Source organism: Mesorhizobium loti CJ3sym (genome assembly GCF_000472785.1).
Classification (GTDB): Bacteria; Pseudomonadota; Alphaproteobacteria; order Rhizobiales; family Rhizobiaceae; genus Mesorhizobium; species Mesorhizobium loti_E.
Map to the genome: position 1 here is coordinate 255,934 of NZ_AXAL01000006.1, position 12,298 is coordinate 268,231.

The 12,298-nt window shown below is 64.2% G+C and carries 13 protein-coding genes; 7 read left to right on the forward strand and 6 right to left on the reverse strand.

Translation table 11 applies throughout. The features are described from left to right. Positions 1 to 2 precede the first annotated feature (2 nt). The gene (gene carA, locus A3A9_RS0109965) at positions 3 to 1,208 is read right to left on the reverse strand and encodes a glutamine-hydrolyzing carbamoyl-phosphate synthase small subunit (RefSeq protein ID WP_027058655.1); all 1,206 of its coding nucleotides are present in this window, start codon (positions 1,206 to 1,208) and stop codon (positions 3 to 5) included. A gap of 272 nt (positions 1,209 to 1,480) precedes the next feature. Between carA and A3A9_RS0109970 the strand changes: the two genes are divergently transcribed. Further along, the gene (locus A3A9_RS0109970; RefSeq protein ID WP_027058656.1) at positions 1,481 to 1,933 is read left to right on the forward strand and encodes a GatB/YqeY domain-containing protein; all 453 of its coding nucleotides are present in this window, start codon (positions 1,481 to 1,483) and stop codon (positions 1,931 to 1,933) included. Positions 1,934 to 2,108: 175 nt separating this feature from the next. Here the strand turns inward: A3A9_RS0109970 and A3A9_RS0109975 are convergent, their stop codons facing one another. Continuing rightward, positions 2,109 to 2,531, reverse strand: a complete 423-nt coding sequence (locus A3A9_RS0109975; protein ID WP_152536093.1) for a hypothetical protein — start codon at positions 2,529 to 2,531, stop codon at positions 2,109 to 2,111. A 423-nt stretch (positions 2,532 to 2,954) separates the two neighbouring features. On the opposite strand from A3A9_RS0109975, the gene A3A9_RS0109980 reads away from it, so the two are divergent. The 3 genes from A3A9_RS0109980 to A3A9_RS0109990 are packed head-to-tail and all read left to right on the forward strand — an operon-like array spanning position 2,955 to position 4,601. Then, entirely contained in the window at positions 2,955 to 3,281 is a 327-nt protein-coding gene (locus A3A9_RS0109980; protein WP_027030504.1) for a PadR family transcriptional regulator, read from the forward strand. Further along, on the forward strand, positions 3,278 to 3,844 hold the full coding sequence (locus tag A3A9_RS0109985) for a DUF1700 domain-containing protein (RefSeq protein ID WP_027058658.1): 567 nt from the start codon (positions 3,278 to 3,280) through the stop codon (positions 3,842 to 3,844). The genes A3A9_RS0109980 and A3A9_RS0109985 overlap by 4 nt, the downstream gene beginning before the upstream one ends. Positions 3,845 to 3,893: 49 nt before the next feature. Beyond that, positions 3,894 to 4,601: a GIN domain-containing protein gene (locus A3A9_RS0109990; RefSeq protein ID WP_027058659.1), complete on the forward strand. Its 708-nt coding sequence runs from the start codon at positions 3,894 to 3,896 to the stop codon at positions 4,599 to 4,601. 15 nt (positions 4,602 to 4,616) lie between these two features. Here A3A9_RS0109990 and A3A9_RS0109995 read toward each other — a convergent pair whose 3' ends face one another. After that, on the reverse strand, positions 4,617 to 5,558 hold the full coding sequence (locus tag A3A9_RS0109995) for a LysR family transcriptional regulator (RefSeq protein WP_027058660.1): 942 nt from the start codon (positions 5,556 to 5,558) through the stop codon (positions 4,617 to 4,619). Between the two features lie 99 nt (positions 5,559 to 5,657). On the opposite strand from A3A9_RS0109995, the gene A3A9_RS0110000 reads away from it, so the two are divergent. Next, positions 5,658 to 6,449, forward strand: a complete 792-nt coding sequence (locus A3A9_RS0110000) for an alpha/beta fold hydrolase (protein ID WP_027058661.1) — start codon at positions 5,658 to 5,660, stop codon at positions 6,447 to 6,449. Between the two features lie 55 nt (positions 6,450 to 6,504). On the opposite strand, the gene A3A9_RS0110005 is transcribed toward A3A9_RS0110000, so the two are convergent. Beyond that, a complete protein-coding gene (locus tag A3A9_RS0110005) occupies positions 6,505 to 7,482 on the reverse strand; it encodes a hypothetical protein (RefSeq protein ID WP_027058662.1) in 978 nt (325 codons plus the stop codon). A gap of 186 nt (positions 7,483 to 7,668) precedes the next feature. Between A3A9_RS0110005 and A3A9_RS0110010 the strand changes: the two genes are divergently transcribed. After that, on the forward strand, positions 7,669 to 8,226 hold the full coding sequence (locus A3A9_RS0110010; protein ID WP_027058663.1) for a GNAT family N-acetyltransferase: 558 nt from the start codon (positions 7,669 to 7,671) through the stop codon (positions 8,224 to 8,226). A gap of 65 nt (positions 8,227 to 8,291) precedes the next feature. Here A3A9_RS0110010 and A3A9_RS0110015 read toward each other — a convergent pair whose 3' ends face one another. Then, positions 8,292 to 8,708: a MerR family transcriptional regulator gene (locus A3A9_RS0110015; RefSeq protein ID WP_027058664.1), complete on the reverse strand. Its 417-nt coding sequence runs from the start codon at positions 8,706 to 8,708 to the stop codon at positions 8,292 to 8,294. A gap of 112 nt (positions 8,709 to 8,820) precedes the next feature. On the opposite strand from A3A9_RS0110015, the gene A3A9_RS0110020 reads away from it, so the two are divergent. Beyond that, positions 8,821 to 11,082, forward strand: coding sequence for a heavy metal translocating P-type ATPase (locus A3A9_RS0110020; RefSeq protein ID WP_027058665.1), 2,262 nt, complete (start codon positions 8,821 to 8,823; stop codon positions 11,080 to 11,082). A gap of 15 nt (positions 11,083 to 11,097) precedes the next feature. On the opposite strand, the gene A3A9_RS0110025 is transcribed toward A3A9_RS0110020, so the two are convergent. Further along, a complete protein-coding gene (locus A3A9_RS0110025) occupies positions 11,098 to 12,282 on the reverse strand; it encodes an MFS transporter (protein WP_027058666.1) in 1,185 nt (394 codons plus the stop codon). Between the last annotated feature and the right edge of the window lie 16 nt (positions 12,283 to 12,298).

Consider the following 12,298-nt stretch of genomic DNA (forward strand, 5'->3'; position numbering starts at 1 on the left):
GGTCAGGCCCGCTCGGCCAGCAATTCCTCGCCGCGCTTTTCGCGGATCAAATTGATGAAGCGGCGGAACAGATAGTGCGAGTCCTGCGGGCCTGGCGAGGCTTCGGGATGGTGCTGGACCGAGAACACCGGGCGGCCGGTGAGCGCGATGCCGCAATTCGAACCGTCGAACAGCGAGACATGGGTTTCCTCGACACCTTCGGGTAGCGAGTCGGCATCGACGGCAAAACCGTGGTTCATCGAGACGATCTCGACCTTGCCGGTGGTGTGGTCCTTGACCGGATGGTTGGCGCCATGATGGCCCTGATGCATCTTGGCCGTCCTGCCGCCCAGCGCCAGCGCCAGCATCTGGTGGCCGAGGCAGATGCCGAACACCGGAATGTCGGTCTTGAGCAAATCCTGGATGACCGGCACGGCGTAGACGCCGGTGGCTTCCGGATCGCCGGGGCCGTTGGAGAGAAAGATGCCGTCGGGCTGCATGGCGAGGATCTCTTCGGAACCGGTGCTGGCTGGCACCACGGTGACCTTGGCGCCAAGGCCGGCAAGCAGGCGCAAGATGTTGCGCTTGACGCCGTAGTCTATTGCCACGACATGCATAGAGGGCTCGGCCTGTTCGCCAAAGCCCTCGTTCCACACCCAGGGCGTCTCGCGCCAGACCGAGGACTGGCCCGACGTAACCTCCTTGGCGAGATCAAGCCCGATCAGGCCCGACCAGGCAGCGGCACGCTGCTTCAAATCGTCGAGGTCGAAGACGCCGTCGGGCGCATGCGCTATGACGGCGTTGGGCATGCCTTTTTCGCGGATCAGCGCGGTGAGCGCGCGCGTGTCGATGCCCGAGAGTGCTACGATGCCGCGCTTCTTCAGCCACTCGTCGAGACCCCCGTCGGCGCGGTAGTTGGACGGGTTGGTGACATCAGCTTTGAACACGGCGCCGACAGCGCCGGCGCGTGCGGCCGGGTTGAGGTCTTCGATGTCCTCGCCATTGGTGCCGATGTTGCCGATGTGCGGGAAGGTGAAGGTGACGATCTGGCCGGCATAGGAGGGGTCGGTGAGGATTTCCTGGTAGCCGGTGAGCGCGGTGTTGAAGCAGACTTCGGCAACTGCTGAACCGGTGGCGCCCAGGCCGCGACCTTCGATGACGGTGCCGTCGGCCAGCACCAGCAGGGCGGTCGGCTTTTCGGTTGCCCAGGCGGGCGTCATCTCGGCCATGCGGCACTCCTATCAGGCCGCGTGCTGCAGTTGGCCCGTTGGCCATCGGCGCGGCAAATGGCGCGAAGCGGCGAATTCGCGGCTCCCACGCAGTCAAGCTTCAGTTCATGCAAGGCTGAGTACATAGGGGAAGGCGGCAGAGTGGTCAATGATCACGCGAAATGCGGTCATGATTTATTTCATCAAGCAATATCATAGGCTTGCGTCACAATATCAGGGTTTGCGTTGGCTTGGCCCCGGCGCTATTGTCCGCGCCGACCGAAGGAGAAAGCATGATGCGCGCGAAAATCGCCGAATCCCTGAAGAGCGCGATGAAGGCGCAGGACAAGCACCGGCTGCCGACATTGCGGCTGATCCAGGCCGCCATTCATGATCGCGACATCGCCAATCGCGGTTCGGCCAAGGACCCCGCCAGCGTCGAGGAGATCCTGCAGATCCTGGCCAAGATGGTGAAGCAGCGCGAGGAATCGGCCAAGGCCTTCGAAGACGGCAAGCGCCCGGAACTGGCGGCGCAGGAACGCGGCGAGATGGAGATTATCCGCGGCTTCCTGCCGACGCAGTTGGACGATGGGGCCATCACTGCCGCAGCGCGCGAGGCGATCGCCGAAACCGGTGCCGCCAGCCAGAAGGACATGGGCAAGGTGATTGCCGCGCTGAAGCAGAAATATGCCGGGCAGATGGATTTCGGCAAGGCAAGCGGCATCGTCAAGGGATTGTTGCAGTAGGCGCTTTCGCCACGACTGTAGTGATGATCAGAAGTCTGACTCCAAACCGGAATCCGCAGAAGCCTGACTCATTGGCTTAATGTCAGAGCAGGGCACTGCTTCCACGCTGGATGTGGACGCAGTGCTGTGGCAAGGCATTGGATGCCGCCCTCTGGCTGTCATTCAAATTCGACCGTCATTGTTGACGGGACTTCAGCCATTCCCAGCTATAGGATGTTGCTCCAAAGTCGGCGGGATCGAGATGAAAATACTTGGTCGTGAAATGTATAGGCCGCCCCTTCGACCGGGGGACATCGGCGGCATTCTGCTCGTGTCCGCTCTCCTGTTGATAATCGTCATTTTCAATTTGTTGAACTTGTCTCCCATACACTGGCGGGAGAACTTTGGCTTTGGACCGGGTTGGGATTGCGTGCAGCCCGGAAGTGGCGACCCTGTATGCATCAAACGTCCAACCGCGAAACCATAGGACAATATCCCGGTCAAGCATTGGTACGATCGCATCATCTACGTCAGACCTGAACGCAATGCCGTGCTCAACGCGCTGGGTGGCTTTCTCGCCGGCTGCGGAGTCGCGTCGATGCTGTGTTACTTTGGGCATCGCGGAACCCTCATGTCCCAAACCCGCCATTTATCCGCACCATGAAAATGGTTGGACTACTTGCTTCTCGGCCTTTCAGGCAACGAGTTGCTGGCTTCTGTGTTTGACCGCTGTCCTATTGGCGGCTGTAGGTCAGGTTATCATGCCAAGGCGTCGAAAACCGTTTTCTATAAGCTCGCCTTTGCATTTCGACGACCCTCATGGGATTGCGCGATGGGGTGGCCTCGCGGGACTATGCGTGTCTCTCATCGTCATTTTTGTAATTGCCCCACCATTTGTAGGCTGGTTGAACCGATCAGGGTTCGTTTTGGTGTTCTGAAGGCGGCGCAATGACCAGTTCCCATCCCTCGAATGCCGGCCAAATCCACTACCTTGCATAAACAGGTAGCGTGTTATATACAGGTCTCGAATTCAGGACCTGCCATGACCGACTCCATCCTCGTCCAGCTGCGAAAAGGCGCGCTTGATCTGTGCGTCCTGGCCGTGCTGTCGCGGGGTGAAAGCTACGGCTATGAAATCGCCAGCACGCTGGTCGCCGCGGTGAACATGGGGGAGGGCACGATCTATCCCCTGATGCGCCGGATGCAGAATGACGGGCTGGTAGCCACCCGCCTCGTCGAGTCGAGCAGCGGGCCGCCGCGCAAATATTACCGGCTCACGCCGCTCGGCCGGCAGGCCTTTGAAGCTCACCGCCGCGACTGGCGCTCCTTCGGCGGTGCCGTCGACAAACTTCTCGAGGATTTGCCATGACCAGGGACGCCTTCTTGCGCACGCTGAGACAGGGACTGGCCGGCCTGCCGCCGCAGGAGATCGAGGACATCGTCGGCGACTATGCCGCCCATTTCGCCGATGCTTCGGGCCGCAGCGAAGCGGACGTCGCGGCGGCGCTTGGTGATCCGACCAGGATCGCCCGCGAGCTGCGCGCCGAGGCCGGGCTGCGCCGTCTTGAAGCCCATTGGAGCGTTTCGAACATGCTGGCGGCGACGTTTGCTCTGGCCGGCCTTGCCTTCGTCGACATCGTCTTCCTGCTGCCGCTGCTCATCACCGCGGTGGTGCTTGCGCTTGCCCTTGGCATCACGCTCGTCGCCATCGGCGCGCTCGGCATCAAGATCATTCTCACCACCTTGCTGTTCGAGCCGGGTACTGCCTTTTCGCTCACCTTGGGACGCCTGTTCATCGGTGCCGGACTGGTGAGCAGCTTCCTTGGTGGCGGCGCCTTGCTGTTGCTGGGCATGGGGGCCGGCTTGCGGGTTGTCGGGCGCTATGCCCGGCTGCATTCGCGCATCACGCAAGCCGACCGCAGCCCCGCTTGAGCGGAGCAAAGCTCGCGCAATTTTGTCATCACGTCGAAGGAAACGGACAATGACTGGAAAACTGGCATTCGTCGCGACAGCCGGACTGGTCGGCGCCGCCCTCTTTTTGGCCGCGGGCATCGGGCTTGCCGGGCCGGATTGGGTCAATGCGGGAGGCTCGTGGATCGGCGGCCGATCCACCTGCGGCGCGATCACATCCGTCAGGAAGGAAGTGACGCTGCCGTTCAGCGCCAATGACAGCTTCACCATCGCCTTGCCGGCTTCGGTCCGTTACCAGCCGGGCGACAAGGCCGAAGCTGTCGTGAGCGGCGATTCCACGCTGATCGACCATGTGCGCATGGAAGGCAGCCAGCTCAGCCTGGATTGTGATACGGGTTGGTTTTCGCCCCGGCTCGATGTCAGCCTGTCGGGGCCGGCGATTTCGGACTGGAAACTGACCGGCAGTGGCGACCTTGCCTTGTCCCAAATCAATCAGCCCAAGCTGCGGCTGAGCATTCGCGGCAGCGGCAGCGTGGCCGCCACCGGAACCGCCCAGGCGGTCGACCTGGAAATCTCGGGCTCGGGCTCGGGGCGGCTCAAGGATCTGATCGCCCAATCCGCACAGATAGACATCCGCGGCAGCGGCGACGCCGAGGTCACCGCGCAGGCCGACGCGGATGTCTCGATTTCCGGCAGCGGTGATGTCGATCTCTACGGGCACCCGACCATGCGGCGGTCGCAGGTCAGAGGCAGCGGCAGCATCACGCAGGTGCCTTAGCCGAGGCCTTCGCGGTCAGTTGGTCGATGTTTCCCCGGCGCGTTTCCGAGCCTCCAATGCGCGGCGCAATGCCGGCGCTTCCTGCTGGACGTAGTCCCACAACCGGTTGGCGATCGGCCCGTGCGGCCGGTCGCGACGGCGCGCCACCACCAGCTCCTCGGTGCGGCCCGGCAGATGGGGGCCGGCAATGGAGTGCAGGCGTCCGTCGTGCAGCTCGTCCTCGATCAGGAAGCGGGGCAGGTGGCCCCAGCCAAGACCCTGCAGGATGATCTCCTTCTTCATGCCCTGGTCGGCCACCAGGCATTGCGGCGCGCCTTCGATCAGCGAATAGTCTTGTTGCGGCGAATGGCGGGCGCTGTCGCGCATGATGCATTGGGTGAGTGCCTGCATCTGATCGGGCGTGACCGGCTCCTTGATGCGCTCCGGCAAGAAGCCCGGGGCCACCACGGGAATGAAGGGCACCTTGCACAGATCGAGCCATTCCACCCGCGTATCGCCCTTGTCGACCCAGTGCAGGATCAGATCGGCTTCGTCGTCGAAGAGGCGCTCCCACGGACCGCCGACGGCCTCGAAATGCAGATGCAGGCGCGTGCCCGGGCACTGGGCGAAAAAACGGCCAAGCATGCCGAGCACCTGCGGGCGCGGGCAGAGGTCGCCGATAACGACATGGATTTCGCTTTCCTCGCCCATTGAAAGCTGGGCGGCGTGCACCCGCAGGCCCTCCAGTTCGCGCAGCAGCGATTGCGCGCGGCGGTGGAACGACATTCCCGCCTCGGTCGGGCGCACGCGATAGCCGCTGCGATCCAGAAGAACCAGATCGAGCTGCCGTTCGAGCTTGGCAATGGCGGCGAACACCGCCGGATGCGAGCGATGCAGCATGGCCGCCGCCGGCTGAAAACCGCCGGTGCGGATCACCGCATCGAAGCATTGCAAATCGTGCAAGGTGAACTCGGCCATGTCAGCTTTGATTACAGAGAGTGTCCTGTCTTTGTAATATCACTGAAAACGCTGCCCGCCTACGCTCTGCTCATTCAACCTTCCAGAAGGAATTTCATCATGAGTGAGCTGAATTTCGTGACTGTCGGCGACGGCACCCGCATCGCCTACCGCTTCGACGGCGACGCCAAAAAGCCGGTGCTGGTGCTGTCGAATTCCATCGCCACCACACTGCATATGTGGGACGGCCAGATCGCTGAACTGTCGAAGCATTTTCGCGTTCTGCGCTACGATTTTCGCGGCCATGGCGGGTCAACTGTCCCGGCCGGCGCCTATTCGCTCGACCGGCTTGGCCGCGACGTGGTCGAGCTGCTCGACGCGCTCGGTCTAGGGCGCGTGCATTTCCTCGGCCTGTCGCTGGGTGGCTTCGTCGGGCAGTGGCTCGGCGTGCGGGCGCCGGAGCGCATCGACCGCCTGATCATTGCCAACAGCTCGTCACATCTCGGGCCGGCAAGCTATATCGACGAGCGAATTGTTGCGACGCTTCAGGCTCCAGACATGGCAGAGAACGCCGAGGCGTTCCTGGCCAACTGGTTTCCTGCCGCCATGGCCGCGGCCAACGGCCCTGTCATCCAGGAATTTCGCGCCATGCTGCTGAGCATCGATCGGCAGGGCTTGGCCGGCTTGTTCGCCGCCGTTCGCGATTCCGACCTTCGCCGTATTGTGACGTTGGTCTCGCGGCCGACCCTGGTGATCGCCGGACGGTACGACACGGTAACGGCGCTGAGTCACAGTGAAGAGATCGCCGCATCCATCCAAGGCGCGAAGCTGGTTGTCCTGCCCGCGGTTCACCTGTCGAACGTCGAGTACCCTGCCGAGTTCGTCGAGACTGTGCTCGGTTTTCTGCGCTGAGCCGCAGCACCGAACCAACAGTGCGTGAGGTTCGGGGCCTGTTGGCTTGCGGACCTCACGACTCCTTGCACATCGGCAGCGGCTGCGGTGGCGGCGCCGGATGGTCCTTTTTGTACTGGGCGATCATCGGCTCAAGAGTCTTCCTTGGCCAGAATTTCGGTGTGCCGATTTCCTTCAGGCAGGATGCATTCCAATAGGTGCCCGATTGCGAACGGCTAGCCGCTACCGCGGCGATGTCGCGTGATTCCGGGTAGATGTAGAGCGTCGTCGGGTTGTCCTTGACCATCGAGATGATCTGCTGCGCATCCGCCGGCGACCAGCTGGTGCAGCCATTGCTGCGGCCGCCGGCATAGTCCACCAGCTTGCCGAACGGCACCAGACCGTCATGATCGGCGTAGGAGCTTTTCGGATTTTTACGCATGCACATGGTGCGCAGCACCTGTGCCGCGTGGCCGCCGATCACGCGCTGCCTGGCATTGGCGGCTTCGCCTTCGCCGTCGAACTGGATGAATGTGCGCAGGAAGGCGGCGTCCTGCTTGGCGCCGGTACGGTAAAAACCCTTGAACGACGTCTTTGTCTCGCGGGTTATGTAGGCGCCGCCGGCGGTCAGCTCCGAATCCATGGCATTGCCGAAGTTTTTGGAGCATCGCCTGCCGTTTGAAAAATCGACCGTGCCTTTCAGGTTCTTGCCAGCCCCGTGACCCGATGCGATGGCGCGGAACGACTGGCTGGCTTCGCAGACGATATAATACCGGCGCCCCAGCACGCCATTGCCCATGTCTCCGGGACGCGTCGCATCCATCGCGAAATAACAGGGGTTTTTGACAGCACCTTGCGCCACCTTCTTCTCGTAAAGCGCCCGCGCCCGTTCCAGCACCACTTGTGATATCTGGCCGTCGGCGTCGCCGACATGGGCCTGCAGCCAGGCCGGGACACCGGAGGGCGCGGCAAACGAACGGACCGTTGCCGTCAAGGCAATGACAAGAAGGCTAAGGGTGACGACAATGCCAAGAGGGACAGATCTCAACCGCACCGGATCAATTCTCCTGTCGAAGCCAAGCGAATCTTTTAGGTGTTGCCACCCGCAACCAATCATAAAATGTCTCGCGCCAATCGGCGAGACACAACTTGTTTAGCGAAGTTCACTTCCGGGCGGCACCGGCTTGAGCCATCTCGCGGCCACGGCTATGCCTGGTTCGCCTCCCAGGGAGCATGGATCATGGTCGAGATCGTCAAACCGGCACTTGAACATCTGCCCTCCTACAGAGCAGCGCTCGAGCGTGGCTGGTCGCCGGACAATGTCCGGCTGCTTGAGGCGACGCGCGAGCAATTGGCGGCGATAGAGCAGGATCCCATGGCGTTCCTGGCCAACCTCGATGACCCCGAAGCCAGGGGTGGTCCGATCACCTTGCCCGACGGCACGCAAGTGCCGCGCTTGCCGGGCTTTCGCCGCTGGATCTGGGACGGCGAGGCATCGGGCTCGATCGGCTTTCGCTGGCAGAAGGGCACGGCGGAACTGCCGTCGCATGTGCTTGGCCATATCGGCTATGCGGTGGTGCCGTGGAAGCGGCGGCGCGGCTATGCCACGCAGGCCTTGCGGTTGATGCTCGACGAGGCGAGGGCGGTCGGCCTGCCCCATGTCGAGATCACCGCCAAGCCGGGCAATCCGGCGTCACACAAGGTGATCCTGGCCAATGGCGGCAGACTGGTCGAGCGCTTCTTCGAGGACGCAGCCTATGGCGGGGTGGAGAGTTTGCGGTTCCGGATCGAGCTGTAGGGGCGCGAGGTTGTGCAGCCCTTTCGGGCGCTAGCGCCGGCGCGGACTTCGAAAATAGAGACCTCTCACCCGTGCTCGTCGGCACACAGCGCGTGGTCCGACAGCGCGCGGATGACGTAGCAGTCGCCGACCGTCCTGCCGTCGCAGCAGGAGGCGATGCGCTCCAGCTCGGTTTCCAGCCGCTTCAGCTGGGCGATCTTTTCGCGCACGGAGATCAGCTGTTCCCCGGCGATCTTGTCGGCATGGCCGCAAGGCTGGTCGGGGTGGCCGCTCAACTCGATCAGCGAGCGGATGTCCTCGACGGCGAAGCCAAGGTCGCGGGCGTGGCGGATGAAGGCTAGCCGCTCCAGCTCCTGCCTGGAGTAGCGGCGCTGGTTGCCTTCCGAGCGCTCGGGCGCGGCGACCAGGCCCATCTGCTCGTAGTAGCGGATGGTCGGCACCTTGACGCCGGTGCGGCGGGAGAGATCACCGATCGAAAACATGCATTTTGCCTCTTGAAGCTCTAGTGACTAGAGCAATTATAGTGTCTGACATCAGGGTTCAAGGCCCTCGCGACCGCACGCCGCTCGGGTGAAAAAGCAGACAGGTGATGTGATGACGGCTCCCCACGAGCAGGCAAGAATCCGGCAGACACGGTTCAAGATCGGCGGCATGGATTGTGCCTCCTGCGCGGCCAAGATCGATACGGCGGTGCGCCGTCTCGACGGCGTCGCCGATGTCTCGGTTTCGGTGACCGGCGCCTCGATGACCGTCAGCCATGGCGGCCCGCTCAATGAGGACAAGGTGCTGCAGCAAGTGGCGCGGCTGGGCTACGGCATCGTCAAGGCGCAAGCCAGGGCCGACGGGCCAGCAACCAAGGCGCATGACCATGCCGGCCACGATCACGAAGGTCACGATCATGAAGGTCACGACCACGAGGGCCATGACCATGGTGGCGAACAGAAAGCCAAGGAGGCCACAGGCTCATCGCACCTCCACAGCAATGTCGAGCCTGGGCAGGCGTGGTGGCGTACCCGCCGCGCGGCGCTGACGCTGGCTTGTGCGGCGGCACTTCTGGCCGCCTACGGCATCGGCCACCTGTTCCCATCGGCCGAGCGCTGGGTCTTCCTGGCCGCGCTGCTGGTCGGCCTTGTGCCGATCGCGCGGCGCGCGCTGATGGCGGCGCTGGCCGGCACGCCGTTCTCGATCGAGACGCTGATGACCATCGCCGCTGTTGGTGCAGTGATGATCGGCGCCACGGAAGAAGCGGCCGCCGTGGTGGTGCTGTTCCTGATCGGCGAACTTCTGGAAGGTGTCGCCGCCGGCCGTGCGCGGGCCAGCATCCAGGGGCTGGCCGACCTGGTGCCGAAGACGGCGCTGGTCGAGCGGGGAGGCGGCACGGTTGAAGTTCCCGCCGACCAGCTTGTGGTCGGCGACGTCATCGTGGTGCGGCCGGGCGACCGCATCCCGGCCGATGGCGAGATAACGGAGGGCGTGAGCGACATTGATGAGGCGCCGGTGACCGGCGAGAGCACGCCGAAACGCAAGGGTGTCACTGAGCCCGTCTTCGCCGGCACGATCAACAGTGATGGCGTGCTCAAGGTGCGGGTGACGGCAGCCGCTTCCGACAACACCATCGCCCGCATCGTGCGGCTGGTGGAAGAGGCGCAGGAGGCCAAGGCGCCGACCGAGCGCTTCATCGACCGTTTTTCGCGCTATTACACACCGGCAGTGCTGGCGGTCGGCGCGCTGGTGGCGCTGCTGCCGCCGCTCGTTGCCGGCGGCGACTGGAATGAATGGATCTACAAGGGCCTGGCGATCCTGTTGATCGGTTGCCCCTGTGCGCTGGTCATCTCGACGCCGGCGGCGATTGCGGCGGGTCTCGCGGCCGGTGCGCGGCGCGGCCTGTTGATGAAGGGCGGTGCCGTCTTGGAAGGCTTTCGCCGGATCACGGCGGTCGCCTTCGACAAGACCGGCACGCTGACCGCGGGCAAGCCCGTCGTCACCGACATCGTGGCCTATGGCCGCGATGAGCGCTCCGTGCTGGCGCTGGCGGCAGCACTCGAGCAGGGTTCCAGCCATCCGCTGGCGGTGGCGATCCTGGACAGGGCAAAGGCCGACAAGGCGCCGGTGCCGCCGGCGCTGGCGGCCAAGGCGATCTCCGGCAAGGGCGTCGAGGGCAGCGTCGGCGGCGTCGCGGTTTTCCTTGGCTCCGGCCCGGCGGCGGGCGAACGCGCCGACATGACGCAAGCGCAGCGCCTTGCCATCGACAGCCTCAACGGCCAGGGCAAGACCGTGTCGGTGCTGGTCGCCAACGGGGTTGTGGCCGGGCTGATCGCCATGCGCGACGAGGCACGGCCGGACGCGGCGGCCGGCATCATGGCGCTGAAAGCGGAAGGCATCCGCACGGTGATGCTGACCGGCGACAACCGCCGCACGGCGGAAGCCATCGCCGCATCGCTCGGCATCGAGGCGCGGGCGGAACTGTTGCCGCAGGACAAGCAGCGCATCGTCGGCGAATTGCAGCGCGAGGGGCTGAAAGTGGCCAAGGTCGGCGACGGCATCAACGACGCGCCGGCGCTCGCCGCCGCCGACATCGGCATCGCCATGGGCGGCGGCACCGATGTGGCGCTGGAGACGGCGGACGCTGCGATCCTGCATGGCCGCGTCATGGATGTCGCCCGCATGGTGCGGCTGTCGCGAGCGGTGATGGCGAATATCAGCCAGAACATCACCGTGGCGCTGGGGCTGAAGGCGGTGTTCCTGGTCACCACCATTTTAGGCATCACCGGCCTGTGGCCGGCGATCCTGGCCGACACCGGCGCCACCGTGCTGGTGACAGCCAACGCCATGCGCCTCTTGCGCTGGCGGGGGTGAGCGTTCTGTCGTTGGCTACTCGGCCGGCGCCGTCAGCGGCGGCGTGGCGTTGCTGCGCCCTTCCCAGACCTGGGAGATGACAGCCACGACCACGGCGACCAGCATGGCGACAGCGCCGACCACCGGCAGGCTGCGGTAGCCGTAGCCGGCATTGAGCATGGCGGCGCCCAGCGAGGCGGCAAGCGCGATGCCGACATTGAAGCCGGATGGGATCAGCGATGAGGCGAGGTTGGAGGCATCCGCCGTCCAGGCCAGGATGCGGGTCTGGATCGGCGTGCCGATGGCGAAGTTGAGGCCGCCCCAGATGACGATCGCCACGACCATCGGCACAGGGTAGGGGCTGACGGCGTAGATGATGGCCAGCGTCACTGCCTGCAGGCCAAGCATGGTGATCAGCGACGGCATCAGCTTCCAATCCGACAATTTGCCGCCGAGGAAGACGCCGAGCGTGGCGCCGACGCCGTTTAGCAGCAGCACCCAGGGAATCAGGTTCTCGTCGAGCCCGGTAACCTCCAGCAGCGTCGGCGTGATGTAGGTGAACAGGCAGAACTGGCCGAGCATCAGCATGAGCATGAGGATCAGCGAGGTCCAGACCTGCTGGCGCGCCAGCACGCGGACCTCGCGGGCGAGGCCGACAGGCTTGGCGGACGATCCGGTGGTGCGCGGCAGGAGTGCGGCCATGGCGAGCGTTGCCGCCACGCCCAGCGCGCACATCACCCAGAAGGTGGCGCGCCAGCCCCAGATGTTGCCGATGGCCGTGCCGGCCGGCACGCCGATGACGTTGGAGACGGTGAGGCCGGACAGGATAACCGCCACCGCCATGCCGCGTTTGTCCTCTGGGACAAGGCCGACCGCCACCACCATGGCGATGCCGAAATAGGCGCCATGCGCGACCGCGACGGCAATGCGCAAAAGCAGCATCGAGGTAAAGTCGGGCGCCAGCGCGCAGGCTGCCTGGCCGATGGTGAAGATGACGGCGAGGCCGAGCAACAAGGTCTTGCGCGGCAACGACTTGGTGGCGAGCGCCAGCAGCGGGCCGCCAATGGCGATGCCGCAGGCATAGCCGGACACGAGATAGCCGGCCGAGGGCACTGAAACGCCAAGCCCTTGCGCCACTTGCGGCAGCACGCCGGCAATGACGAATTCGGTGGTGCCGAAAGCGAAGGCGGCGATGAATAGGGCAATGAGCGGAAGCGACATGGGAAAAGCCTTGGCT